This window comes from Rhizobium sp. ERR 942 (assembly GCF_007828395.1).
Taxonomy (GTDB): Bacteria; Pseudomonadota; Alphaproteobacteria; order Rhizobiales; family Rhizobiaceae; genus Rhizobium; species Rhizobium dioscoreae.
The window spans coordinates 178,009-203,004 of sequence record NZ_VIUA01000003.1; the positions used below are offsets into that span (position 1 = coordinate 178,009).

A 24,996-nucleotide genomic window follows, 5' to 3' on the forward strand; every position below is an offset into this window, starting at 1 on the left:
CGTTATCGACGGTTTGCCACACGCAATTCGCGGAGAGGACCTGATTTTGCCCCGAACAACGGCGCTGCAGGACGCTGCGCCGGCTTTTCCTGCGGCAGATAGGTATAGCTGTCAGCGCGACGCCATGCCTCGACGCGCGCCTGGCTCTCTTCCGAGTCGATATCATCGAGCACCAGCCATGCCCGGCTGACGCTGCCATGTCGTTCGGCCAGATGCGGATAGAAGCGCTCCAGCGAGTAGACGGCATCGGCGATGCCCATGCCGAGGCTGACGAGCGTGACGGCGAGCTGTTGCCCCGAAGTGTCGAGCAGGATGCGTTCAGCAAGCCAGTAGCTGGAGGAGAGGGCATCGGCGAGCGTCGTTGCGAATTGCACCGCATCGCGCTCGCGCGCAAAGCGGACGAGCAGCGCTTCCTGCGTCTCGCTAAGGCTGCGCAGACCGAGCCGGTCGCTGTCATCGCGGTTGAGATGGCGCGCAGCCTGTTTGATCTGCTGGCGCAGGATTTCTTCGCGTGACTGCCGTTCGGTTTCCGCCTCGGCCTGCGATGAAATTACATCAGCTGGCTGCTCCTGCATTGTCATGCCGCGTTCCGGCTCGGCCTGATGCAGACCGACAAGTGCGTCTATGACTTTGGGGGAAAGGGATGAGCGGCGGACGATTGCGCGGGCATGAGCGGCCCCTTGCGTGCGAGCGATGGTGATGAGTGTATCGTCGTCGATCGCCTGCGAATTCGTGAGGAAGGGAGCGGCGATGGCGATCGGCTGACAGCCGATGAACAGGGCAACGGCCTGGGGCACGGTTTCACATTGGGAGAGGGCGGCAACCGCCTGCCGCTTCGCCTCGTCCGAAGATGCCTGGAAAACCGGGGTGAAAAGCTCGGCAAATTGCCGAAGTTCCGATTTGGACGGATGGCCCATGCCTTCGAAGCTGGTGATCGTCGCCATCAGAACCACGTCCTTCTTGCGGACAGTCGCAGGCTCTTCAAGGTCTCTAAACCGATCACGCACGCCAACACCCATACTGATACGCCGAACAAAAAAGCAGGGAGCCCGAAGGTCGACCATGGCTTCCGCTTTGCTTCACTCCAGTCGAACGGGACGACTCTTTCGATAAAGAGAGCGACCTCGATGATGACTGTCGAAACGGGTATGGACACGGTCGTCCTTATCTGGCTTTCGCCAAAGACTAAGGCCGGCAGGGTTAATGGTTCGTGAAAACTTTATTAAAATCCGAATAAAAATTGCGCGTTAAGCTTGCGCGAGGAGTGCAGCCGCATTTTGTCCGCATGGACGGCAGTTTGGGGCGAAAGCGGACCTGTGGAAAACCTTTCTGGGCATAGGTGCTTACAGGCAAATTCAACCTATGGGTGCTTCCGTTGTGGAGATAGTCAAAAGCGATGTCACTCGCTGCAAAAGCGGAGATCCGGCTTCTTGATGCGGGTGGGATTCTTCAGATGCCCTTATGCTCGCGCAAGGCCGCTAGCAGCTTTTCCGAGGTGTTGTAGCCGGATTGAAAAAGGCCGATTGCCGCCGTGGCCGCGAACTGGGCTTCCGTGCTTCTAATATCGATCCGCTTTTCCAGGCACCACCCATCCAGCGCATCGCGCAAGACGGTGACGTCCTCCGGTGAAAAGACGGAACTGCCCGCCGCAAACATTGATTGCCCTCGAATTACGACCTTACATTACGTTAATTTTTCGTGAGCGCAAATAATATTTGTGTGACGCTTTTCTGCAACGTGGTATTCGCGCTTTCCATGTGCCCGCCGGATCGTCTGTTGAGTTAAGAGCATGATATTGCTCGTTTTCATGGCAAAGGCGCGTTCCGCAATTTTTCAACAGCCGATGAAACCAAAGCCGCCGTCACGGCGTTAATAGAGCATGACGAGTGATGCCGAGAATGACGAGCGATGAGAATTAGCATTCTGTTAACTGCGATATGTCTGAATTCCGATTGAAAGCAGCCATTGGCAGAATGTGATCGAGTGTACAGACAGCATGGAAGCCGAAAAATCGGTGCTCATGCCACGGTGTAAGGGAAATGCCGTGAGAAGGCGCGGATGCCTCCATTGAAGCCCAAAACAAAGGCTGGAATGGAGGGGAGCGTTAGTCCGCTTCAGTGGCGGGCAGGGTGAAATCAAGTCGCAGGTTCATCCGTCTCGAGACGTTAATGGAGACGAGAATGGCAAAGATCATATCTCTTTCGGATTGGCGATTGCGCCTGCCGCCGCGCGCCCAGAAGGAACCGGTGGAGGCAAAGATACTATTGTTCACCGGCGTACGTTACGAGCATCTTGATACGCCAACGCATCGCCCCGGGGCAGGCCCGAAGCGGGCAAAGGGAAAGTAAGCGCTTCAACATATGCGAGTGCGTGGCGAGTTTTCGCGCCTGCCAGTTGTCGCTGCAATCCAGCCGAATAGCGCTTGCTGGCGCCACTCGCCACGAGCCGCCAGCTTCCCGCAGTACAATTCTGGAGCCGGGGTTTTCAGCCAAAGATTTTAGCTCCTAAGATCTCAGCTCCAAAAGATCTCAGCCATTGTCGAATTCGTCACAGCCGGCCTCGGAGAGAAATTCTTGCGCCGCATCGTCGAAACTTGCTTGCGGCGCCATGGTGCGCAGCACCGCATAGCCTTGAGCCCGCGGCACTTCCACCAGGATCGATTGGGCAAGCGCGGGTGGCAGTGCCTTGCGTATGCCAGTTAGCTGGACAGGCGATGCAAGCAGCAAATCTAGCGTTCCGCCGACCGACGTACGGTCGCTCATGCTGAACACTTCATTGGATGCCGCGTCATAGATGGCAAGCGACCAGAACGGCACCTTGCCCTTCGCGGTCAGATGAACGGGCGTATCCTCGATGTCGAAGGCGCAGACGGCCGTGCGGATGTAGGGATCGGTATTGGAAAGCCCCGCATCGTCATCCTTGTTGTCGAGCATATAGAAATGATTTTCGTCACCCTCGTCCGATACACGCGTATAGGCGTCCCGGTCGGAGAAATGCGGCAGCGACAGAATGATGATGATATGCAGCAGCACCGCGCCGAATAGGCCGGTGAGGATCGCGAAGACGAATCTAAACATTGCCGCATCCGATCTTCTCGAGTTTCGGCATGCCGAGATCGATCAGGCCGGAATTGCTGGCGGCCGGCGAATCCAGAAGCGTCCATACCAGCCGAAAATTGCCGGATGGCGGCAGGGCGAGCCAGTTGCCCGCCTGGGGATTGGATGAAACCATGATGTTGAAGGTCGAATCCGGCTTGCGCAGCACCACCCAGGAATTGATGGTGGAAGGGCGACCGGCAGCGTCTTCGATCGGCCGGCCGTCATTGCCGGCGATGAAGAGGGTCCAAAGCCTTGCCGGCGGCGTCTGGCCGCTGATGCGATAGGTGCAATTTGCGGTCAGGCGCGCTTTGCTGTCATCGTCGGAGGCGGTAAACACCAGCCCCTCGGCTGTGCCGTACAGCAAACGCCCCGCGCGTGCTCGATGCGATTTCGCATAAGGGTCCGCATCCGCCGTCTGCATTTCGGGGAACGCCTGCCAGGCGCCAAGCTTGATCGCGCCGAAGCCGGAGGTGGCATCCAACGCCAGAAGCGTGAACACGATACCGCCGCCAAAGGCGATGACAAGCGAAAGCGCAACAAGAAGGGGAACTCGGAACACCCTGGGATCGTCCTCGTGACAAATCGGTGTCGATTTATTCCTGATTCTGGCTGTAGGGGGAAGGGCAAGCCACTATTTACGGCTATCTTGAGAATAATTGCGAAGATCGGGAACGGCAGCTGGCATCCAAAACACCGGCTGCCATCTTTCGGTTCGGCGCCAGGTTTGCCGCCGTCATCTGCATCGCGCTGCAGTGCATTTTCCGGGAGGGTTGGTCACTCAGGCGCAGTCATACTGCGATGCTCCGCCGTCGCCACCTTCTGCGCTCCGAGCGGCGTCGCCGCCTTCAGCCTTTCGCCGATATCGCGCAGGATATTCGTGGAGTCTACCGAAAGCGAGCGCGGGCGCACCAGCGGCGGCAGGGCGCTACTGGCGGGGTCGGCGGGCTTCTTGGCCGCAACTGTTTGCGGCTTCTGCACGGGGAAGGGGTTGGTGATGCCCGGGATCGGCTTCAGCACGATGCCCTGATTGGCGTAATCCATGATCTTCTTGAAGGTCATGGCCGGCAGCGTGCCGCCCGTCATATTGTTCGTAGAGGTATAGTCGTCATTCCCGAACCAGACGGCGCAGGTGTAGTTGCCGGTAAAGCCGATGAACCAGGCGTCGCGATAGGCCTGCGTGGTGCCGGTCTTGCCGCCGACCACGATGCCGTTGTCGAGGGCTGCTTTGCGGCCGGTGCCGATCACGGGAACCTGCGTCAGCATCTGGTTCATGTATGACGTGGCTTTTTCGCTCAAAACCCGCTTGGCTGGCGCCTCGTCCCGGCCGAAATCGTAGAGCACCTTGCCGTCATAACCGGTGATCTGCTCGATGCCGTGGCGGCGCGACTGCATGCCGTTGGCCGGAAACACCGCATAGGCCGTCGCCTGATCGAGCACCGTCACTTCCGAAGTGCCGATCGGTATGGTCTTGTCGTTGCGGATCGGCGTTTCCACGCCCATGGCCTTGGCCATGTTGCGGATCGGCTGAATGCCGAATTTCTCCTTGGCAAGCCGCACGGGGATAGTGTTGATCGATTGCGTCAGCGCCTGGGTGAGCGTCACCTTGCCTTCGTAGCGGTTCTCATAATTATGCGGGCTCCAGTTGCCCCAGCTGATCGGCGCATCGACGATGGTGGAGGTGGGCGTCATGCCGTTTTCCATCGCGACCGAATAGGTATAGATCTTGAAGGACGAACCGGGCTGGCGCAGCGCCTTGGTCGCGCGGTTGAACTGGCTTTCGCCATAGTCGCTGCCGCCGACCATGGCGCGCACAGCGCCGCCATTTTCGATGACGACGGAGGCGCCCTGTTTAGCCTTATAGCGCTCGCCGAACTCCATCAGGCTGGATTGAACCGAGTCCTCCGCCGCCTTCTGCAGCCCCATATCGATGGTGGTGCGCACGATCAGCGAGCGCTCGGGGAACCGCGTAGCAAGCCTCTGTACTTCATCGAAGGCCCAATCGAGGAAATAATCCGGGGATTCGATCTGAGCGCGGTCGACCACCGAAGCCGGGTTGCGTCGCGCGGCGATCACTTGTCCCTCGGTCATCAGCCCGCTTTGCACGAGATTGGACAGTACGTCGTTGGCGCGGGCGCGCGCCGCCGGCAGGTTGACGTGCGGCGCATATTTTGCCGGCGCCTTGAAGAGGCCGGCGAGCATTGCGGCTTCCGCCAGATTGACGTCAGTGATGCTCTTGCCGAAATAGAATTGCGCCGCCGCCGCTGCGCCGAAGGTGCCGCCGCCCATATAGGTGCGGTCGAGATAGAGGCTCAGGATCTCCTTCTTGGAGAGATTGGCCTCGAGCCAGATCGCCAGGAAGGCTTCCTTGACCTTGCGTTCGATGGAGCGCTCATTGCTGAGGAAGATGTTCTTGGCAAGCTGCTGCGTCAGCGTCGAGCCGCCCTGAACGACGCCGCCGGCCTGCGCATTGACGGTGACCGCGCGGAACAGGCCGATGACGTCGATGCCGAAATGGTCGAAGAAGCGCCGGTCCTCGGTCGCCAGCACCGCCTTGATGAAATAGTCCGGCAGCTGGTCTACCGGCACGGAATTCTCGTGAATGATGCCGCGATGGCCGATGATGTTGCCGTAGCGGTCGAGGAAGGTGACGGCGAAATTGCCGCGGTTGCGCCAGTCGCCCTGCGTCGCCTCGAAGGCCGGCATGGCGAGCATCAGCATGACGACGGAGCCGGCCGTCCCTAGCGTCAAGCCTTCACCGAGCAGTTCGAAAAAGATGCGTTTCCAGCCGCGAACGCGGAAGCGGCGGAAGAAGATGGTGATCTCCTCCCATGCCTCGGCGAGACCGAAGCCGGCATTCCACAAAGTGGAGTCGATCCATGAATCAAGGCGCAAAAAGAAATAGCGCTTGCGACGCCGCGGCTTCTCGGCCCCGTTATCCTTAGGTGTCTCGGGCTCCATCTTCGGCCCGTTTTCTGGATTGGATGGGTCTTCCACGCTCTACTTCCCGACCACATTACTGCCGCGTGTCTCCTTGTGACACACGCAAAGCCCATTATCTCATAGAACGGCTAATTGAATAATTGGTTGATTTAGAGAAAAGAACAAGAGACATGCATGCCGCAGCCCGAATTCCCTTTGCCGGGTGGCGAGGACGACGATGATGACAGACGAGATACCCTTCTGGAAAAGCAAGACCCTGGCGGAAATGAGCCCGTCGGAATGGGAAAGCCTTTGCGACGGCTGTGGCCTCTGTTGTCTCAACAAGCTCGAGGAGTGGGATAGCGGCGACGTCTATTTCACCTCGATCCGCTGCAAGCTGATGGACGGCGAAAGCTGTCGTTGCACCAGCTACCCGAACCGCTGGGATTTCGTGCCCGACTGCGTACAGCTGACGCCGGAGAAGGTTCCGGAACTGGAATGGCTCCCGCCCACCTGCGCCTATCGCCTCGTCAATGAGGGCCGGGATCTCTACTGGTGGCATCCGCTGATCTCGGGTGATCCGGAAACAGTGCATATCGCCGGTGTTTCCGCCCAAGGGCGCACCGTCAGCGAGAACGATGTCGATCTTGACGATTTCGAGGATTATGTCGTCGACTGGCCGCTGACCGTCGAGGATGACATGATGCCTAATCCTCCGGCAAAGCCATAGATTTCGGCGCCACATTTCGCCAAGCCTGGCGCAAGAGCCTTTTGATCTCCTCGTTTCCGGCATCGCGATGGAAAAGTCGCGTCCATCCTTTCAGGCCCCCAGCTGCCGGGCACAGCGGCGACATGCCTTGGCATGATGGCCGAAGCCATCTGCTGCTGGTCGGGCGTCAGCTTGACGACGCAGAAATCCGGTCCGCGAAGTGTCATGAAGATTTTGCCCCGCACGCGAAAGTCACGGGTGCCGAAATGCGAGCCCTCTGCCGTTTCAGGCAAGCCGAGGGCGAGGGATGCAAGCTCCTCGTCGGTCATGGCCGCGACAGTATCATCTCCTTCCATGCAGTAAATGGAGGCTTGAAAAGGGTGCGACCAGACGGTTCTACGACGAGATGGTGAGTTTATTGAATTGAGCCTGTCCACATGGTATCGCGCGGTGCCCTCGCATATGCACAAGGAGCCGCCGCGTGATCCGTCATATCGTCTTCTTTACCGTTCCCGATCGCGCCAAGCTTGAGGAGGTCCGTTCCGGCCTCTCGATCCTCACGGCCATTCCGCATGCGCGACTTTTGGAGATCGGCACGAACGTCAAGACCGATCAGCTCGGAACCGAAGTCGATCTTGTGGTCTACGGCGAATTCGACGACGAGGCGGCATTGGCGGCTTACAAGGCCCATCCGAATTACCAGCGCTCCATCGAGCGCGTTCGGCCGCTACGCGAAATGCGCATTGCCGCAGATTACGAGACGGCGACGGCCGTCCGTGAACCTTTCTGAATGTCGGGCGCGGTGCAGAACTATTTCCCGCCAGTCCTTTCAATGGATTGAGCATGCAAGCGGAATCGGATTGTCCGCGACCGGATTCTCGGCTTGAGGTTCTTGAATCAACTTTTGAAGCTCCGGACTCAATTTGAGAGGAAATCGCGGCAAGCGATTCAAAGGACTCAGGGAAATCATCACGCCTTATGCCGATAAGGCGTCTCCAGGCCAGTTGCATCGGCCACGGGAGGGCGCGGTTCATCTTGCCGACATGAACCGATGATAAGTAAGAATGATTAAAAATGGCTGAGCTGGCGGCTCCGCGCGTAGTGCTCGCGAAGCCGGGCATGCATCGATCCACGCATGTCGCCGATAGATTGTATCGATGCCGCGTTCTGGAGCGACAGACGGTTGCTGTCATCACGCTGCAGCGGATCCACATTCAACAATTTCAAATGCTTAGAAAATCCTTTGGACGACCCCTGCGCCCGGCTGGTCGAAAATTACAGCCCATTCATTTGCCATTCAGACGTGTTTGGGTAAATAATCGGCCAAGTTCATATCCCCGTGGGAAGTCCGAAGCATGGCCTCATTTTCAAGCATAGCAGCAGCGGCCCTCGTCCTGGCCGGCTCGTCTGTTCTGCCGGCGCCAGCGCCGACGTCGACCCTGGTCGCGCGCGCCAACAGCGATTGCAGCGAGGCAGCCGAGGAAGTCGTCGCCAAGACCGGTGGCCAGCTTCTTTCCGCACAGCCGTCCGGCGACAGCTGCATCATCACTGTTCTCGTTCAGGGCAACGGGCAGCGCCCGCGCAAGGTGACGATGAAGGTGCCGATGTGATGCCAGGGCATGTGGGTACCAACCTAAAGCCTTGAATCTCACACAAAATCTTATTGTTTCCGTGATTCCACTGCAGCGTGATTTACAGTACTGTTTCTCGAACCGGGGAAATTGGATTCAGAGATGCGCATTCTCATAGTCGAAGACGATATCAACTTGAACCGCCAGCTTGCCGAGGCCTTGAAGGAGGCGGGCTATGTGGTCGATACGGCCTTTGATGGCGAAGAGGGGCATTTCCTCGGAGACACCGAACCTTATGACGCGATCATCCTCGATATCGGCTTGCCTGAAATGGATGGCATCACCGTGCTTGAAAAATGGCGCGGCGCCGGGCGCACGGTGCCGGTGCTGATTCTGACCGCCCGCGACCGCTGGAGCGACAAGGTGGCAGGCATAGACGCCGGCGCGGACGATTATGTCGCCAAGCCTTTCCACGTCGAGGAAGTGCTTGCCCGCATCCGCGCGCTCATTCGCCGCGCCGCAGGCCACGCCTCTTCGGAAATCGTTTGCGGCCCGGTGCGGCTCGACACGAAGAGCTCGAAGGCAACCGTGGACGGCAAGCCGCTCAAGCTTACGTCTCATGAATATCGGCTGCTTGCCTATCTCATGCATCATAAGGGCGAGGTCGTCTCACGCACCGAACTGGTCGAGCATATGTACGATCAGGATTTCGACCGTGATTCCAATACGATTGAAGTTTTTGTCGGACGCCTTCGCAAGAAGATGGGCGTCGATCTGATCGAAACGGTCCGTGGCCTTGGTTACCGCATCCAAGCTCCGACCAATGCGAATTAAGTCGCTCACCGCTCGCGTCCTGCTGCTGACCACGCTTTGGTCGGCTGTCGCGCTGGTGGTGATCGGGCTTGTCATCTCCGATATCTACCGCAAGAACGCCGAGCGCGGCTTTCAGGATCTGTTGCGCGCCCAGCTCTCTAGTGTCATCAACTCTGTAACGATCGGCGACCAGGGCGCGCTAGTGGGTGACCCGAGACTCGGTGACCTGCGCTTCGCCCAGCCGAAGACCGGCTGGTACTGGATGGTCGAGCCGCTCGGTACCTATACCGCGACGCCACTGGTCTCGCCGTCGCTCGGCGCTTCAAGCCTGCCGGTGCTATCGGTGCTGGAAGCGCCCTTCGACAAGCAATACCAGCGCTCTTACATTGTCACCGACGCCTTCGGAAACCGCGTGCAGGTGGCCGAAACCGAGGTCGTACTCGACACGGATGGCCGTGCTGCACGCTTCCGTGTCACCGGTAATATTGCCGTCGTGGAGGACGATGTCCGTAATTTCTCCCATAGCCTTTATTTCTCGCTCGTCGGCTTCGGCGTCGGAAGCTTGATCGTCAATGCGCTCGCCATTCTCTACGGTCTGAAGCCGCTCGATAAAGCCCGCGCGGCACTGGGGCGCATCCGCGCTGGTGAAAGCGAGCGCCTGCAAGGCGATTTTCCGCGTGAGATCCTGCCACTTGCCAATGAGATCAATGCGCTGATCGACAGCAACCGGCGTATCGTCGAGCGCGCCCGCATGCAGGTGGGTAATCTCGCGCACTCGCTGAAAACGCCGATTGCGGTTCTTCTGAATGAATCCCGTGTCCTCGAGCGATCGCATGGCGATCTGGTGAAGAACCAAGCCGAGGTCATGCAGGGGCAGGTGCAATCCTATCTCAATCGTGCCCGCATCGCCGCCCAGCGCGAATCCGTGCTGGCGCGCACCGAAGCCGAGCCGGCGCTGGAGCGGCTGGTCCGCGTCATGCGGCGGCTGAACGCCGACAAGGAGTTCGAACTCTCCGTCTCGCCCAATCTGGCGCTCGCCATGGAGCAGCAGGATCTCGAGGAGACGGTCGGCAATCTCCTCGAAAATGCCGCTCGCTTTGCCGAACACAAGGTGCGTCTGGTTGCAAACGAAGCGCCCGCTGAAGTCAAGGGTATCGATCCGGCGCGGCGCCATTGGGTGGAACTGGTGGTTGAAGACGACGGCCCAGGGCTGGAGCCGGATCAGATCCGCGAAGCCATGAAACGCGGGCGCAGACTGGACGAGAGCAAGCCCGGCACCGGTCTCGGCCTGTCGATCGTCAGCGAGATCACGAATGAATATCAAGGCCGTTTCGAGCTCTCCCGGGGCAGCTGGGGCGGGCTTCGCGCGAGCCTAATTTTGCCGGGCCTGACGAAGGATGTTGCGTGAGGAACGGCATGATGCCAAAAAGGCGTTGTGGGTCATGATGATGCCGCAGCGCAGTACCTATGGTTTTGCTTTTTGATACTGGTTCGGTTGTATGAAGCTTCGTACCTTTTTTCTGGTCATTCCCTCTCTTTTTGCCGCGCTTGCGCTTTCAGGTTGCTCGACCACGGGCGGCCTCGGTGGCAGCAAGAGCCTGTTCTCGTCTGCTAAGCCTCCGGCCTCCGCAACCTTCATCAATGCTCTTGATGGTGGTATCGTCGAGCGCACCGGCATCAAGTTGAGCGACAACGACAAGCAGCGTGCGCTGGAAGCGGAATATCGTGCCCTCGAAACCTCGCCTCTCGGCCAACCTGTGGCATGGAAGGGCAGGAATGCAAGCGGCGAGGTTGTTCCCGCTGCGCCTTACCAAGTTGGCTCGCAGAATTGCCGGCAATACACGCACACGGTCACGGTCGACGGCAAGCCGACGACTGCGAGGGGCGCGGCCTGCCGCAATGACGACGGCACCTGGACGCCGCTTGAATAGGCGGCTGTACTGAAAGGCGCGGCCAAACGCCTCAAATCTTCGTCAGATAGCCTTTCCCGGTTGGAATAAGCGCCCCGTTAAAGTATTGGGCGTCTATGCTGTTCTGGATTCTCGTGGCCGTTCTTACGGCGGTTGTCGGCGCTGTGCTCCTCTATCCCCTTCTGCGTGGTGCGAAGGAGGCGGAGGACCGTCGTTCCGGAGAGGCCGAGGTCTATCGCGATCAGCTCAGCGAACTGGACCGGGACCTTGCCAGCGGCCTCATCTCCGCGCAGGAGGCCGACTATGCCCGCGCCGAAATTGGACGGCGTCTCATCGCAGCCGCGAAGAACGAACAGACGGTAGTGAAATCGCCTGCACATGGCAGTTACCGTCTTGCTCAGGCCTTCATCATCGTCCTTCTTCCGGCCGTTGGTCTCTGTCTCTATCTCGTCAATGGCGATCCCGGCCTGCCGGCGCAGCCGCTGGAAGCGCGGCTGGAGAAGCCAGGAAACGATCTCGCCATCTCGATCGTCAAGATCGAGCAGCATCTGGCCAAAAACCCAGATGATGCCAAGGGCTGGGAGGTCCTAGCGCCGATCTATTTCAAGACCAACCGTATCGGCGATGCCGAGCTTGCCTATCGCAATGTCATCCGCCTGCTGGGACCGAACGCAGCCCGGCTTGGCGATCTGGGCGAGGTGCTGGTCGTGAAGGCCAATGGCATTGTGACTGCGGAGGCGCGCGAGGTGCTACAGCAATCGCTGGCGCTCGATGCCACCAATCCGCGCACGCTTTTCTACCTGGCTCTGGCACTGGAGCAGGAGGGCAAGGCGGCCGATGCGAAAACGGCCTTTGAGGCCCTGGCAAAACAATCGCCGCCAGACGCACCCTGGCTTGCCGCGGTCAATGAGCATATCATCAAGAATGGCGGTCAGGCGATGGCATCCGCCAATGACAATGCACCCGGCAATCCGACCGCGGAGGATGTCGCTGCGGCCAATGCGCTGAGCAGCGGCGATCGCCAGCAGATGATCCGCGGCATGGTCGACAGCCTCGATGCCAAGCTCAAGCAAGATCCGAAGAATTTCGAGGGCTGGATGCGGTTGATCCGCTCCTACGCCGTGCTGAATGATCGGGAGCGCGCGGCGGATGCATTGAAGCGCGGTCTTGCGGCCTTTCCGGCCGATGGAGGAGAGGGCCAGCAGCTTCTGGCGCTGGCGAAGGAATTGGGACTGCCGACGGAGGTGACGCAGCAATGACCCGCAAGCAGAAACGTCTGGCCGTGATCGCCGGCGGCATGGGTTTCATCGCCGCCGCCGTGTTGCTCGTGCTGTTCGCCTTCAGCCAGTCGGTCGCCTATTTCTATATGCCGGCGGATCTCGCCAAGACACCGGTCAATGCCGGGACGCTGATCCGCCTCGGCGGCCTCGTCGGTGAAGGCTCGATCGTGCGCGGTCAGGGAACGCAGGTTCAATTCTCGGTCACCGACGGCACCGATACGATCAAGGTCAAGTATGATGGCATCCTGCCGGACCTGTTCCGCGAAGGGCAGGGCGTCGTCACCGAAGGCAAGTTCGAGCCGGGCAGTGACGTTTTCGTTGCCGACAGCGTGCTCGCCAAGCATGATGAGCGTTACATGCCGAAGCAGGTCGCCGACAAGCTGAAGGCTGATGGCGTCTGGAAAGGCGAGGAGGCCAGCCAATGATCATCGAGCTCGGACACTATGCCCTGGTGCTGGCGCTCGCGACCGCGCTGATCGTCTCCATCCTGCCTGTTGTCGGTGCCCGGCGCGGGGACGTGTCGATGATGGATATCGCCCCGGTCGGCTCCATCGTCATGTTCCTGCTCGTCGCCTTCTCCTTCGGCGTGCTGACCTACGCCTATGTCGCCTCCGATTTCTCCGTCCTCAATGTCTGGGCCAATTCCCATTCGCTGATGCCGCTGATCTTCAAGATCTCCGGCGTCTGGGGCAATCACGAGGGATCGATGATGCTCTGGCTGCTGATCCTGGCCCTGTTCAGCGCGTTTGTCGCGCTCTTCGGGCGCAATCTGCCGGATGTACTGCGCGCCAATGTACTGGCTGTACAGTCGTGGATCTCCTCGGCCTTCCTTGTCTTCATTCTGCTCACCTCCAATCCCTTCATTCGGCTCAACCCGGCGCCGGCCGAGGGCAAGGATCTCAATCCCGTTCTCCAGGATATCGGTTTGGCGATCCATCCGCCCTTGCTCTATCTCGGCTATGTCGGCTTCTCCGTTTGCTTCTCCTTTGCTGTCGCCGCGCTTCTGGAAGGTCGCATCGATGCCGCTTGGGCACGCTGGGTCCGGCCTTGGACGCTCGCCGCCTGGAGCTTCCTGACGCTCGGCATCGCCATGGGCTCCTACTGGGCCTATTACGAGCTCGGCTGGGGCGGCTGGTGGTTCTGGGATCCGGTGGAAAATGCCTCCTTCATGCCCTGGCTTGCCGGCACGGCCCTGCTGCATTCGGCACTGGTCATGGAAAAGCGCGACGCCCTGAAGATCTGGACGGTGCTGCTGGCAATCCTGACGTTTTCGCTGTCACTGCTCGGCACCTTCCTCGTGCGTTCCGGCGTGCTGACCTCTGTCCATTCCTTCGCCAGCGATCCGACGCGCGGTATCTTCATTCTCTGCATTCTCCTGATCTTCATCGGCGGGGCCTTGTCGCTTTTCGCGCTGCGTGCGCCGAAGCTTGCTGCCGGCGGATTGTTCGCGCCGATCTCGCGCGAGGGGGCGCTCGTGCTGAACAACCTGATCCTCACGGTCGCCTGCGGCACGGTATTGACCGGCACGCTCTATCCGCTGGCGCTTGAAACACTGACCGGCGACAAGATTTCTGTCGGCCCGCCCTTCTTCAACATGACGTTCGGATTGCTGATGACGCCGATCCTCATCGCCGTGCCGTTCGGGCCGCTGCTCGCCTGGAAGCGCGGCGATCTGCTCGGCGCGCTGCAGAGGCTCTATGTCGTGGCGGGCCTAGCCTTCCTGGCCGGCCTTGCTCTGTTTTACATCGAGCATGGCGGCCCCGTACTGGCCGCTCTCGGCCTTGCCGCCGGCTTCTTCCTGGCCTTCGGCGCCTTGGCCGATCTCTGGTATCGCGCCGGCGTCGGCAAGGTGGCGGCTGGTGTCGCCTGGCGCCGCCTGAGCGGGCTGCCGCGCTCTGCCTTCGGCACCGCGCTTGCCCATGCCGGCCTCGGTATCACCGTACTCGGCATCGTCGCTGTGACGACCTTCGAGGGGGAACACATCACCAGCATGAAGCCGGGCGAGGTCGCCGAGCTTGGTGGCTACAGCTTGCGCTTCGATGGAGTGCAGCCGGGCGTCGGCCCCAATTTTACCGAGGATCGCGCCCACTTCACCGTTAGCCGTGGCGGGGTTGCCTTTGCGGAGATGTCGTCCGCCAAACGCGTCTTTACCGCAAGCCGCACGGCGACCACCGAATCCGGCATTCTCACGCTCGGCCTCAACCAGCTCTATGTGTCGGTCGGCGACGCCAGCAAGGATGGCGGCATGGTCGTGCGCATCTGGTGGAAGCCGTTTATTCTTTGCATCTGGCTTGGCGCGCTCATCATGGCGGCCGGCGGCTTCGTGTCGCTCAGCGACCGCCGCCTGCGCGTCGGTGCACCGAGCCGTAAGGCGAAACCAGTTCGCCCGGCCATGGAGCCGGCAGAATGATAGGTTTGACCAATACCCCCTCATCCGCCCCTACGGGGCACCTTCTCCCCGAGGGGAGAAGGGGAAATTGCCGCTGTGGTGCCGGTATCGCACAAAAGCCAGTCGAGGAAGACTGCAGCGGTTTTCCCTTCTCCCCTCGGGGAGAAGGTGCCCGAAGGGCGGATGAGGGGGTATTGCGTGTTAAGAATAGCGGGGCCGGGAAGAAGGTAGCGGTGTTCGCGCGCCTGCTTATGTTGTTGGCATTGCTCTTTGCTGCGGCCCCTGCCTTTGCCGTCAATCCCGATGAAGTCCTCTCCGATCCGGCCTTGGAGGCACGGGCACGCACGATCTCGGCCGAGCTGCGCTGCATGGTCTGCCAGAATCAATCCATCGATGATTCCAATGCCGATCTTGCGCGTGACCTGCGCTTGCTGGTGCGCAAGCGCCTAACCGATGGCGACAGCGATCAGCAGGTGCTGGATTACATCGTCTCGCGCTACGGCGAGTTTGTGCTGCTCAAGCCGCGCTTGAGCGAGAAGACATACATCCTCTGGGGAGCACCGATCGTGCTCTTCGTAGCAGGCGGATTGGCCCTTGCCTTTTACGCGCGCCGCCGCGTCGGCAAGCCCACCGGCAGCGCTTTGAGCGCCGATGAAGAGGCGCAGCTTAAAGATATCCTCGGAAAGTGACCCGACTGTCGTCTTTCGTCATAATGTTGCACCGATACCTTACATTACGAATTTTTCATGGGGCGGACAGTTCGTTGTAAGGTGCCGTGCCCTATATCTTCATTATGGCGCAACACAGCCGGTTTGGCCGGCGCAAATCTGACGAGAAAAGAGAAGGTAATTCGCATATGTTCAGGAATATCAAGGACACTTTGTCCCGCAGCACCGCTATGAAGGCTTCCGTCGTCGCCGGCCTCGCTGTTGCTGCCCTGGCAACGGGTGTTCCGGCCGTAGTTACCGGTGCCTATGCCGATGCCGTCAACGTTCAGGCGCCGCAGGTTCCGAGCTTTGCCAATGTGGTCGACGCCGTATCGCCGGCCGTCGTTTCGGTCCGCGTCGAATCCCGTGTCAATCCGGTTGCCGATGACGACGATTCCTTCGGTCTCGGCCGCGGCTTCGATGATCTTCCGGACGATCACCCGTTGAAGAAGTTCTTCCGCCAGTTCGAGCAGCAGCAGGGTCGCGGCCAGCAGCATGGTCAGAACCAGCAGAAGAATTCCGATGACAAGGGTCGCCTGCGTCCGGTCGCTCAAGGATCCGGCTTCTTCGTCTCCGAAGACGGGTACATCGTCACCAACAATCACGTCGTTTCCGACGGTGCCGCTTTCGTCGTCGTCCTCAATGACGGCACCGAGCTCGACGCCAAGCTCGTCGGCAAGGATAGCCGCACCGACCTGGCAGTCCTGAAGGTCGATCCCAAGGGCAAGAAGTTCACCTATGTCGGCTGGGCCGATGATTCCAAGGTCCGCGTCGGCGATTGGGTCGTTGCCGTTGGCAACCCCTTCGGCCTCGGCGGCACGGTCACCGCCGGTATCGTCTCGGCTCGCGGCCGTGACATTCATTCCGGCCCCTATGACGATTACATCCAGATCGATGCGCCGGTGAACAAGGGCAACTCGGGTGGCCCGACCTTCAACCTCAACGGCCAGGTGGTTGGCATCAATACCGCGATCTTCTCGCAGTCAGGCGGCAGCGTCGGCATCGCCTTCGCAATCCCGGCGACCACCGCCAAAGATGTCGTGACCGACCTGATCAAGACCGGCACGGTTTCACGCGGCTGGCTCGGCGTTCAGATCCAGCCCGTCACGAAGGACATCGCCGAATCGCTCGGCCTTGCCGAAGCAAGCGGCGCTCTGGTCGTCTCCCCGCAGGATGGCTCGCCTGGCCAGAAGGCCGGCATCAAGAATGGTGACGTCGTCACGGCGGTCAATGGCGATCCGGTCAAGGACCCGCGCGATCTCGCTCGTCGCATCGGCGCCATGCAGCCAGGCTCCAAGGTTGAGGTTTCGCTGTGGCGCGGCGGCAAGTCGCAGTCGGTCACGGTCGAACTCGGCACATTGCCTGCCGATCAGAACCAGGCTTCCAATGACGACTCGCAGCCGGATCAGCAGCCGCAACAGCCGTCCTCCGAGAAGGCGCTGGCTGACCTCGGTCTCACCGTCGGCCCTTCCGACGATGGCAAGGGTGTTGCGATCACCGCGGTCGATCCCGACTCCGATGCCGCCGACAAGGGCGTGAAGGAGGGCGAGAAGATCACCTCGGTCAACAACCAGCAGGTCTCGAACGCCGGCGATATCGCCAAGGTCATCGAGCAGGCGAAGAAGGATGGACGCACGCGCGCCCTGTTCCAGATTCAGTCCGGCAATGGCAGCCGCTTCGTCGCTCTGCCGATCAATGCCGGTTGATCCTTTAAGCGAATGAAATGATTCAGGAAGCCGCGCAGGCCACGGCTTGCGCGGCTTCCTTTTTAGAACATGTCGAAGATGACTGGCTCCAAGGCAGGTGAAAGATGACAACCGCTGGCCAACATGCCGTGAATTCCTCCGATTCTGGTTGTGCCGAGGCAGCCTCGGCAGGTAATGTCGCCCATATGAAGATTCTGATCATCGAAGACGATCTCGAAGCGGCGGCTTATCTCACCAAGGCGTTTCGCGAGGCCGGCATCATTGCCGATCACGCGAGCGACGGCGAGAGCGGTCTCTTCATGGCCACTGAAAACACCTACGATGTCGCCATCATCGACCGCATGCTGCCGCGCCGCGATGGCCTCTCCGTCATAAGCGAATTGCGTCGCAAGGGCGTTCACACGCCGGTTCTGATCCTTTCTGCGCTCGGTCAGGTCGATGACCGCGTCACCGGCCTGCGCGCCGGCGGCGACGATTATCTGCCGAAGCCCTATGCCTTCAGCGAGCTTTTGGCCCGCGTCGAGGTGCTCGGCCGTCGCAAGGGGACGCCGGAACAGGATGTTCTTTATCGCGTCGGCGATCTGGAACTGGACCGCCTCTCGCACGAGGTGCGCCGCGGCGGCAAGGAAATCCTGCTGCAGCCGCGCGAATTCCGCCTGCTGGAATATCTGATGAAGAATGCCGGCCAGGTCGTGACCCGCACCATGCTGCTGGAAAATGTCTGGGATTATCATTTCGATCCGCAGACAAACGTCATCGACGTTCATGTCTCGCGTCTGCGCTCCAAGATCGAGAAGGATTTCAGCCAGCCGCTGCTGAAGACGATTCGCGGCGCTGGCTACATGATCAAGGACGAGGGATGAGCCGCTTCCGCGTCCTCTTCAAGTCCACCGCAGTCCGCCTTTCCGCCCTCTACATCCTTCTTTTCTCGCTTTGCGCCGCGACGCTCGTCTTCTACGTCACGGCCATGTCCGAACGGCTGCTGACGGGGCAGATCCGCGATGCAGTCCAGCAGGAGGTCAGTCAGGTCAAGCGTGCCTACGACATCGGCGGTCTGAACCTGCTTCTGCGCACTATGGAGCGCCGTGCCCGCCAGCCGGGTGCCAATCTCTACGTCATTGCCGGGCCATCGGGCGATATCCTGGCCGGCAACGTCGCCTCCGTACAGCCCGGTGTGCTCGGTCAGGCCGGCTGGACGGAGTTGCCCTTCTCCTACGAGCGCTACACCGACGCCTCAAATGATCCGGAGCGCCGGCATCTGGCAATTGCCAATATTTTCATTCTCGACAACGGCTTGCGCATCCTGATCGGCCGCGACCTCGGCGAGCCCGAGCGCTTCCGCGTGCTGGTACGCCAGGCGCTGATGCTGGCGCTGGCGATCATGGGCCTCGGCGCACTGGTCATCTGGTTCGGCATCGGCCGCAACGCATTGAAGCGCATCGATCGTATGACGGATGCCAGCCGCAAGATCATGGCGGGCGATCTCTCGCAGCGGCTGCCGGTCGGTGGTTCCGGCGATGAGTTCGACCGCATGTCCGCCTCGCTGAATGCGATGCTCGAGCGCATCGAGAAGCTGAACGAAGGGCTGCGACAGGTCTCCGACAATATCGCTCATGACCTCAAGACGCCGCTGACGCGCCTGCGCAACAAGGCCGCCGATGCGCTCGACAGTGCCGACAACGAGGGGCGTCGTGTCGCCCTTGAGGGCATTATCGGCGAATCCGATCAGCTGATTCGCACCTTCAATGCCCTTCTGATGATTTCCCGCGTCGAGGCGGGGTCGGTAGCGGCGGAAATGACTGAAGTCGATCTCTCTTCCATCGTCGCCGATACCGCCGAACTCTATGAGCCGGTCGCAGAAGAGGCGGGTCTGACGCTGACGGCCGATATCGAGCCGAATGTCGAAATTCAGGGCAATCGCGAGCTGATCGGTCAGGCACTCTTCAATCTCATCGACAATGCCCTCAAATATGCGACGGGCTGCAACGGCGAGCAGACGATCACCTTCAAGCTGGCGCGCACCAACGACGCCGTGACGCTCGCGGTCGCCGATCATGGGCCAGGCATTCCCGCCCATCAACGTGCCGATGTGGTCAAGCGTTTCTTCCGTCTGGACGAAAGCCGCTCGAAGCCGGGAACAGGCCTCGGCCTTGCACTGGTGGAGGCTGTCATGGAGCTGCATGGCGGTCGGCTTGAGCTTTCCGATACGGTCCCCGACAGTCCCGACGCGAAGGGATTAACGGTCACCATGATCTTCCCCATGCAGAAACAATAGGTTAATCCTGCACTAGAGCCGGATGATTTTAGGTCGAAACGACCTGAAATCTGAATCCGCTCTAGCGTCAAAGAAGTAGAGCATGATGTTATCCGAAAACCGCTCATACTTTTCGGCATCATGCTCTATCCGCTTGCTGTTGGGGAGAACTGCATGACGACGCAAAGCGATTTGCTGCGGGATGTTCCGGCCGGGCGGTTGCGGCCGTTGAACCAGACGGAGACGAAGTCTGCGCTTGCCGATCTCAAGCAGATCGCCGGAACGGAGCCGGTCGTTGCCGATCTCCTTGCGGGCGAGAGTGCGTTGCGGGATTTCATCGTCGCTGCTCTGACCCTGTCCCCTCATTTGCGCGAAATCGCCAATCTCGAACCGTCGCTCCTCGTCGCCGCGATCGAGAAGCCGCTGTCGCCGCAAATCGAAGGGCTGGTGGAAGAGGCTCGCCGCGCCTGGCTGCCCGCGGATGGGGAAGGTGCCTCTCCTGCTGAATCTGAGGTAATGAGCCGTCTGCGCATTGCCAAACGCCGTGCGGCCTTCCTCGTTGCCCTTGCCGATCTCGCGCGCATCTATGACGGCAGGGTGACGACACGCTGGCTGAGCAGGCTTGCGGAGGCCTCCATCTCAGCGGCGATCGATCACCTGTTGCTGTCGTCGCACGAGGCCGGCAAGATCGTGGTTCCCGATCCCGCCGCCCCGAGTTGGAAATCCGGGTTGATCGTCCTCGGGATGGGCAAGCTCGGCGCCGAAGAGCTGAACTATTCCTCCGACATCGATCTGGTTGTCTTTTTCGATGAGACGGCAGGCATCGTGCCCGATCCCGATGACGCCATCGACATCTTCCCGCGGCTGATGCGCCGGCTGGTGCGCATCCTGCAGGAGCGCACGGCAGATGGCTATGTCTTCCGCACCGATCTCCGTCTGCGTCCCGATCCCGGCTCCACGCCGCTCGCGATCCCTGTGGACGCTGCGATGATCTATTACGAGGGCAGGGGGCAGAACTGGGAGCGCGCCGCCTTCATCAAGGCGCGTCCCGTCGGCGGTGATATTGCCGCCGGTCAGGCTTTCATCCGCGATCTCGTGCCCTTCGTCTTCCGCAAATATCTGGATTACGCCGCGATATCAGACATCCACTCCATCAAGCGGCAGATCCACGCGCATAAAGGACACGGCGCCATCGCGGTCAAAGGCCATAACGTCAAGCTTGGCCGCGGCGGCATTCGCGAGATTGAGTTCTTCGTGCAGACGCAGCAGCTGATTGCTGGCGGTCGCATGCCGTCTCTGCGCAGCCGATCGACGGAGGAGACGCTTTTCGAGCTGACCGAGGCGAAGTGGATCGATGCGGAAACGCGCGACGAACTGGTGACGGCCTATTGGTTCCTGCGCGACGTCGAGCATCGCATCCAGATGGTGCGCGACGAGCAGACGCATCTGTTGCCGGAAACCGATGCCGAACTCCGCCGCATCGCCTACATGATGGGTTTTGCCGACGTGTCGGCTTTTTCCGAAGCGCTGGTGACGACGTTGAAAACCGTCGAGCGCCGCTATGCGCGCCTGTTCGAACAGGAAACCAAACTATCGAGCGAAACCGGCAATCTGGTCTTTACCGGCCAGGGCGACGATCCCGATACCCTGGAGACGCTACGCCGTCTTGGCTTCGATCGCCCCTCTGACATCGCCAACGTCATCCGCACCTGGCATTACGGTCGATATCGCGCGACGCAATCGGTAGAGGCACGAGAACGGTTGACGGAACTGACGCCGGAGCTGCTGCGCGTCTTTGGCGAAAGCAAGCGTGCCGACAAGGCTTTGTTGCGTTTCGACAGCTTCATTTCCGGCCTGCCGGCAGGCATACAGCTCTTCTCGCTGCTCGGGAACAATCCGGCGCTTCTCTCGCTCATCGTCAACATTATGTCGTCGGCGCCGCGACTTGCCGAGATCATCGCGGCCAAGCCGCATGTCTTTGACGGCATGCTGGATCCAAGGCTGATGGCGGAATTACCGACGCGCGACTATCTGGCAGAGCGCCTCCAAAGCTTTCTTGCCCCGGCACGGCATTATGAAGAGACGCTCGATCTCTTGCGCATCTTTGCCTCCGAACAGCGTTTCCTGATCGGCATTCGCCTGTTGACGGGTGCAATCGGCGGGGTCATGGCGGCACGCGCCTTTACTTATCTTGCCGATCTCATCGTCGAGGCGGCACTGGACGCCGTTATGAAGGAAATCCGGGCGGCGCATGGGGAATATCCCGGCGGGCGAGTCGCCATCGTCGGAATGGGCAAGCTCGGCAGTTTCGAGCTCTCGGCCGGTTCCGATATCGATATCATCCTGCTTTACGATTACGACGACGCGGCCAGCGAATCCGATGGTCCGAAGCCGCTCGATGCCACGCGCTATTTTACCCGCGTCACGCAGCGCCTGATCGCGGCCCTTTCGGCGCCGACGGCCGAGGGCGTGCTCTATGAGGTGGACATGCGCTTGCGTCCCTCCGGCAACAAGGGGCCGGTCGCCACGCGCATCAATTCCTTCGAGAAGTACCAGCGCGAGGAAGCCTGGACGTGGGAACATATGGCGCTGTCGCGGTCGCGCCTGATCTGCGGCGACGAGAAGCTGGTGAACGATGCGGAGCGCGTCATAGGCGAGGTTCTTTCGACAAAGAGAGATGTCGCCAGGATCGCTAAGGATGTTCGCGAGATGCGTGCCCTGATCGAACAGGAAAAGCCGCCGGAAAACATCTGGGATCTGAAACTGATCCCCGGCGGCCTGATCGATATCGAATTCATCGCGCAATATCTGCGGCTGATCGCCTCGGTTCGCGGCGTTGGCATCGATGCAAACGGCCTCAGCACCGCCGAAGCGTTGAAACTGCTCGGCGGCAGCCTGATGGATCGCAACGATCTGGACGTCTGCCTGGAAGCTCTGCAGCTCTATACGGAAGTGTCGCAGCTTATCCGCCTTTGCATCGATGGCACGTTCGATCCGAAAAACACACCTTCCGGCCTGATCGAGCTGGTTTGCCGCGCCGGCGATTGCCCGGATATCCGCACGCTGGAAGCGGAGCTGAAGCGCCTGTCGAAGGCCGTTCGGAAAGTATTCCAGACAACAGTCGGAAGCTGATCAGCTCTGATCCGGGATGCGGATTGCGATCACCGTGCCGATACCTTCGCGCGAGCGGATGCGCATGCGGCCTTGATGCAGCGCGGTCAGCGATCTGGAAATGGCGAGCCCCAGGCCGGAGCCTCCCTTGCTCTTGGCATATTGGCTCTGCACCTGTTCGAAGGGCTGGCCGATCTTGCCGAGCGCCGATTTCGGAATGCCGATACCGGTGTCGGCGATGACGAGCATGACGGCATCGTCGACCCTGCGTGTGCGAACCGCGATGCGGCCGCCGTCATTGGTGAATTTCACGGCATTGGAGAGCAGGTTTAGCACGATCTGCTTCATCGCCCGCCGATCGGCATTGAGCTTGATCTCGGAGGAAATATCCTGCTCGACGAGAATATTCTTCTGCGCGGCCGGAATGCGGGTGAAGCGCAGGCATTCCTCGATGAGCGGTGCGAGATTGATCCGCTCGCAGGAGAGCTTCATATGCCCGGCTTCGATCTTCGACATGTCGAGAATGTCGTTGATGACGTTGAGCAGATGCTTGCCGCTGTCGTGAATGTCCTTGGCATATTCGTTGTAGCGGGCCGAGCCGAGCGGACCGAACATCTGGTCCTGCAGGATTTCCGAGAAGCCGAGAATGGCGTTGAGCGGCGTGCGCAGTTCATGCGACATGTTGGCGAGGAATTCCGATTTGGCCCTGTTGGCGGCTTCGGCGCGCTCCTTCTCGGCGAGATAATTGGCGTTGGCGGTCGAAAGCTCCGCCTTCTGCTTCTCCAGGATCTGCCGCGATGCGGAGAGATCATTGATCGTCGCCATCAGCCGGCGCTCGGAGTCGCGAAGGCGCTCCTGATTGCGCTTGAGCTGTGTGATGTCGGTACCGACGGAGACAAGGCCACCGTCGCGGGTGCGCCGTTCGTTGATCTGCAGCCAGCGCTCGTCGGCGAGCTGCACCTCCGTCGTCTGCGAATGATTGGAGCGGCCGGGATCGACAATGCGGCGCTCGATGACCGGCCGTGCCGCAGCGGCATTGACGACTGCGCGCTCTGTGCCGGGAACGAGCACATTGTCGGGCAGGCCATAGGCCTGCTGGAAATGGGCGTTGCACATCACCAGGCGATCGTTCTTGTCCCACAGCACGAAGGCTTCGGAGGTGCACTCGATGGCATCGGCCAGCCGCTGGTCGGCTTCGGCATAGCGCTGCGCCAGCCGGTGCTGTTCGGTCACGTCCATCGCGATGCCGATCATGTGGACGCGGCCGGAATTGGTGCGGATTACCTGGGCGCGGGCGCGCATCCAGACATAATGCCCTTTGGCGTGGCGAATGCGCAGGATCTGGTCCACCTGGCCGGCATTGCCCCGGGTGACTGTGCGGGCAAGCATATGTAGGCTGTTGTCGTCCGGATGCATCAGCCGCGCCGCGTCCGTGAAAGCGAGTGGCTTGTCGGCGACCGGCAGCCCGAGCATGTCGTACATCGACCGCGACCAGAAGAATTGGCGGCTGGTGAAATCGAAATCCCAAAGACCACAGCGCCCGCGCGACAGCGCCGTCTCGACCCGCAGGTTGGATTCGAGGAAGATTTCGTCGGCGTCCCGGGCGCGTTTCACCTGCGTGTAATAGGCGTAGAGGATGACGAGCAGGATGGAGGATATGCCGGCAAACAGCGTGACGTTCAATGTCAGCTCGTCGCGCCAGAGCTTGTCGATCTGATCCATCGATGCGGCCGACAGAATGAAATCACCCTTGTCGCCGATTAGAGAAATGGCTGCGTAGTAGGGCTCGCCGCCGATCATGGTCTCGATTACGCCGGCATGGTCGCCAAAACTGCGGATGGCCGTCACTTCGGGAAAGAAGTCGGAGACGAGCATTCCGATATAGCCTGAGCCGGCGGCCGATGAGCCGAACACCCGGCCGCTTGCCTGCACCAACAGGACGAAAGCGCCGGTGTCCAGTCGATCCTGCGGCAGATAGGAGGCCAGTTTCCGTTCTGCGCCGCTGCGGTCTCCCGCCTGGAACAGGCTGGCGTCATTCGAAAAGGCGGCGGCTGCGGCGGCGATGGAAAGAGAGGTCGTTCGGCGGCCGGCCGCCGCCATCCGGCTATGCTCCGTGATCATGCCGAAGAAATGCGAGGCGGCAACGACCATCAGGAAGGAAACGATGAGGACGGGAATGATGCGCTTGAGAATATGCTCCGTCTGCGGAAAACGACGTGAAATCGTCTTCACCCGCACTCCGGTTCGATCGGTAACGCCGCTATGCCAGGATTTCAGACCGTCGAAATTAACACGCAGCCGTCCATCGGCCGCGGTTGCCCGCCGCACGTCCACCATCGCTTTAGCCTTGTCCCTCGTGTGATTCGCTGCGCCGCTCGCCCGAATCTGCCCTAATGAATCATTCGTGATTCGGCTTGTCCAGAGGGTGCGGTAAAACTTTCTTAACCATCTGCGATTTCAGCATATTTTGCACACGCAGCGGTAAGTTGCATGCTTTCGGGACTCGTTGAAGCTGAAAAGGCCGACGCA

21 protein-coding genes are annotated in these 24,996 nt (G+C 60.3%); 15 read left to right on the forward strand and 6 right to left on the reverse strand.

What is annotated here, in order from left to right; genetic code table 11:
- Positions 1 to 2: 2 nt before the first annotated feature.
- Positions 3 to 1,007 carry a DUF2336 domain-containing protein gene (locus FBZ97_RS13525; RefSeq protein ID WP_186449496.1) on the reverse strand — a complete coding sequence of 335 codons (1,005 nt, stop codon included), beginning with the start codon at positions 1,005 to 1,007 and terminating at the stop codon, positions 3 to 5.
- Positions 1,008 to 1,449: 442 nt separating this feature from the next.
- Positions 1,450 to 1,656: a hypothetical protein gene (locus FBZ97_RS13530; RefSeq protein ID WP_113330796.1), complete on the reverse strand. Its 207-nt coding sequence runs from the start codon at positions 1,654 to 1,656 to the stop codon at positions 1,450 to 1,452.
- Positions 1,657 to 2,180: 524 nt separating this feature from the next.
- Between FBZ97_RS13530 and FBZ97_RS34405 the strand changes: the two genes are divergently transcribed.
- Complete coding sequence (locus tag FBZ97_RS34405) at positions 2,181 to 2,348, forward strand: hypothetical protein (RefSeq protein WP_167459816.1); 168 nt, start codon at positions 2,181 to 2,183, stop codon at positions 2,346 to 2,348.
- 180 nt (positions 2,349 to 2,528) lie between these two features.
- Here FBZ97_RS34405 and FBZ97_RS13535 read toward each other — a convergent pair whose 3' ends face one another.
- From FBZ97_RS13535 to FBZ97_RS13545, 3 genes are all read right to left on the reverse strand, one after another.
- Complete coding sequence (locus tag FBZ97_RS13535; RefSeq protein ID WP_113330797.1) at positions 2,529 to 3,077, reverse strand: DUF1254 domain-containing protein; 549 nt, start codon at positions 3,075 to 3,077, stop codon at positions 2,529 to 2,531.
- The gene (locus FBZ97_RS13540; RefSeq protein WP_145320695.1) at positions 3,070 to 3,657 is read right to left on the reverse strand and encodes a DUF1214 domain-containing protein; all 588 of its coding nucleotides are present in this window, start codon (positions 3,655 to 3,657) and stop codon (positions 3,070 to 3,072) included. Before FBZ97_RS13540 ends, FBZ97_RS13535 begins: the two co-directional genes overlap by 8 nt.
- A gap of 215 nt (positions 3,658 to 3,872) precedes the next feature.
- On the reverse strand, positions 3,873 to 6,092 hold the full coding sequence (locus FBZ97_RS13545) for a transglycosylase domain-containing protein (protein ID WP_145320694.1): 2,220 nt from the start codon (positions 6,090 to 6,092) through the stop codon (positions 3,873 to 3,875).
- Positions 6,093 to 6,258: 166 nt separating this feature from the next.
- Here FBZ97_RS13545 and FBZ97_RS13550 point away from each other — a divergent pair, with 166 nt between their 5' ends.
- From FBZ97_RS13550 to FBZ97_RS13620, 14 genes are all read left to right on the forward strand, one after another.
- Positions 6,259 to 6,747 carry a YcgN family cysteine cluster protein gene (locus FBZ97_RS13550; RefSeq protein WP_069616308.1) on the forward strand — a complete coding sequence of 163 codons (489 nt, stop codon included), beginning with the start codon at positions 6,259 to 6,261 and terminating at the stop codon, positions 6,745 to 6,747.
- A gap of 460 nt (positions 6,748 to 7,207) precedes the next feature.
- Positions 7,208 to 7,516, forward strand: coding sequence for a Dabb family protein (locus FBZ97_RS13560; RefSeq protein WP_145320692.1), 309 nt, complete (start codon positions 7,208 to 7,210; stop codon positions 7,514 to 7,516).
- A gap of 565 nt (positions 7,517 to 8,081) precedes the next feature.
- Positions 8,082 to 8,336: a hypothetical protein gene (locus tag FBZ97_RS13565; RefSeq protein WP_075852053.1), complete on the forward strand. Its 255-nt coding sequence runs from the start codon at positions 8,082 to 8,084 to the stop codon at positions 8,334 to 8,336.
- Positions 8,337 to 8,459: 123 nt separating this feature from the next.
- Entirely contained in the window at positions 8,460 to 9,131 is a 672-nt protein-coding gene (locus FBZ97_RS13570; protein ID WP_069616084.1) for a response regulator transcription factor, read from the forward strand.
- Positions 9,121 to 10,518, forward strand: a complete 1,398-nt coding sequence (locus FBZ97_RS13575; protein WP_145320691.1) for a HAMP domain-containing sensor histidine kinase — start codon at positions 9,121 to 9,123, stop codon at positions 10,516 to 10,518. Before FBZ97_RS13570 ends, FBZ97_RS13575 begins: the two co-directional genes overlap by 11 nt.
- A gap of 91 nt (positions 10,519 to 10,609) precedes the next feature.
- Complete coding sequence (locus FBZ97_RS13580) at positions 10,610 to 11,041, forward strand: hypothetical protein (protein ID WP_113330804.1); 432 nt, start codon at positions 10,610 to 10,612, stop codon at positions 11,039 to 11,041.
- A gap of 95 nt (positions 11,042 to 11,136) precedes the next feature.
- The gene (gene ccmI, locus FBZ97_RS13585) at positions 11,137 to 12,279 is read left to right on the forward strand and encodes a c-type cytochrome biogenesis protein CcmI (RefSeq protein ID WP_145320689.1); all 1,143 of its coding nucleotides are present in this window, start codon (positions 11,137 to 11,139) and stop codon (positions 12,277 to 12,279) included.
- Positions 12,276 to 12,725 (forward strand): cytochrome c maturation protein CcmE, encoded by a 450-nt coding sequence (ccmE, locus tag FBZ97_RS13590; protein WP_095434308.1) that lies wholly within the window; start codon positions 12,276 to 12,278, stop codon positions 12,723 to 12,725. Before ccmI ends, ccmE begins: the two co-directional genes overlap by 4 nt.
- A complete protein-coding gene (locus FBZ97_RS13595; protein ID WP_145320687.1) occupies positions 12,722 to 14,710 on the forward strand; it encodes a heme lyase CcmF/NrfE family subunit in 1,989 nt (662 codons plus the stop codon). The genes ccmE and FBZ97_RS13595 overlap by 4 nt, the downstream gene beginning before the upstream one ends.
- Before the next feature lie 212 nt (positions 14,711 to 14,922).
- On the forward strand, positions 14,923 to 15,378 hold the full coding sequence (locus FBZ97_RS13600; RefSeq protein ID WP_145320964.1) for a cytochrome c-type biogenesis protein: 456 nt from the start codon (positions 14,923 to 14,925) through the stop codon (positions 15,376 to 15,378).
- 167 nt (positions 15,379 to 15,545) lie between these two features.
- Positions 15,546 to 17,102, forward strand: a complete 1,557-nt coding sequence (locus FBZ97_RS13605) for a Do family serine endopeptidase (RefSeq protein ID WP_113330810.1) — start codon at positions 15,546 to 15,548, stop codon at positions 17,100 to 17,102.
- A 185-nt stretch (positions 17,103 to 17,287) separates the two neighbouring features.
- Positions 17,288 to 17,965 carry a response regulator transcription factor gene (locus tag FBZ97_RS13610; protein ID WP_197044210.1) on the forward strand — a complete coding sequence of 226 codons (678 nt, stop codon included), beginning with the start codon at positions 17,288 to 17,290 and terminating at the stop codon, positions 17,963 to 17,965.
- Positions 17,962 to 19,377: an ATP-binding protein gene (locus FBZ97_RS13615; protein WP_145320685.1), complete on the forward strand. Its 1,416-nt coding sequence runs from the start codon at positions 17,962 to 17,964 to the stop codon at positions 19,375 to 19,377. Before FBZ97_RS13610 ends, FBZ97_RS13615 begins: the two co-directional genes overlap by 4 nt.
- Before the next feature lie 153 nt (positions 19,378 to 19,530).
- Entirely contained in the window at positions 19,531 to 22,488 is a 2,958-nt protein-coding gene (locus FBZ97_RS13620) for a bifunctional [glutamine synthetase] adenylyltransferase/[glutamine synthetase]-adenylyl-L-tyrosine phosphorylase (RefSeq protein ID WP_145320683.1), read from the forward strand.
- Here the strand turns inward: FBZ97_RS13620 and FBZ97_RS13625 are convergent, their stop codons facing one another.
- Positions 22,489 to 24,804 (reverse strand): PAS domain-containing sensor histidine kinase, encoded by a 2,316-nt coding sequence (locus FBZ97_RS13625; RefSeq protein ID WP_145320681.1) that lies wholly within the window; start codon positions 24,802 to 24,804, stop codon positions 22,489 to 22,491. It abuts the gene before it with no gap.
- Positions 24,805 to 24,996: the final 192 nt, after the last annotated feature.

Bases quoted from the DNA above. Each gene is read 5' to 3' on its own strand.
- FBZ97_RS13605 (WP_113330810.1), top strand. From the start codon at position 15,546: ATGTTCAGGAATATCAAGGACACTTTGTCCCGCAGCACCGCTATGAAG.
- FBZ97_RS13575 (WP_145320691.1), top strand. From the start codon at position 9,121: ATGCGAATTAAGTCGCTCACCGCTCGCGTCCTGCTGCTGACCACGCTT.
- FBZ97_RS13595 (WP_145320687.1), top strand. From the start codon at position 12,722: ATGATCATCGAGCTCGGACACTATGCCCTGGTGCTGGCGCTCGCGACC.
- FBZ97_RS13625 (WP_145320681.1), bottom strand. From the start codon at position 24,804: ATGGTGGACGTGCGGCGGGCAACCGCGGCCGATGGACGGCTGCGTGTT.
- FBZ97_RS13610 (WP_197044210.1), top strand. From the start codon at position 17,288: ATGAAGATTCTGATCATCGAAGACGATCTCGAAGCGGCGGCTTATCTC.
- FBZ97_RS13565 (WP_075852053.1), top strand. From the start codon at position 8,082: ATGGCCTCATTTTCAAGCATAGCAGCAGCGGCCCTCGTCCTGGCCGGC.
- FBZ97_RS13535 (WP_113330797.1), bottom strand. From the start codon at position 3,077: ATGTTTAGATTCGTCTTCGCGATCCTCACCGGCCTATTCGGCGCGGTG.
- FBZ97_RS13580 (WP_113330804.1), top strand. From the start codon at position 10,610: ATGAAGCTTCGTACCTTTTTTCTGGTCATTCCCTCTCTTTTTGCCGCG.
- FBZ97_RS13620 (WP_145320683.1), top strand. From the start codon at position 19,531: ATGACGACGCAAAGCGATTTGCTGCGGGATGTTCCGGCCGGGCGGTTG.
- FBZ97_RS13530 (WP_113330796.1), bottom strand. From the start codon at position 1,656: ATGTTTGCGGCGGGCAGTTCCGTCTTTTCACCGGAGGACGTCACCGTC.
- FBZ97_RS13615 (WP_145320685.1), top strand. From the start codon at position 17,962: ATGAGCCGCTTCCGCGTCCTCTTCAAGTCCACCGCAGTCCGCCTTTCC.
- FBZ97_RS34405 (WP_167459816.1), top strand. From the start codon at position 2,181: ATGGCAAAGATCATATCTCTTTCGGATTGGCGATTGCGCCTGCCGCCG.
- ccmE (WP_095434308.1), top strand. From the start codon at position 12,276: ATGACCCGCAAGCAGAAACGTCTGGCCGTGATCGCCGGCGGCATGGGT.
- FBZ97_RS13570 (WP_069616084.1), top strand. From the start codon at position 8,460: ATGCGCATTCTCATAGTCGAAGACGATATCAACTTGAACCGCCAGCTT.
- ccmI (WP_145320689.1), top strand. From the start codon at position 11,137: ATGCTGTTCTGGATTCTCGTGGCCGTTCTTACGGCGGTTGTCGGCGCT.
- FBZ97_RS13550 (WP_069616308.1), top strand. From the start codon at position 6,259: ATGACAGACGAGATACCCTTCTGGAAAAGCAAGACCCTGGCGGAAATG.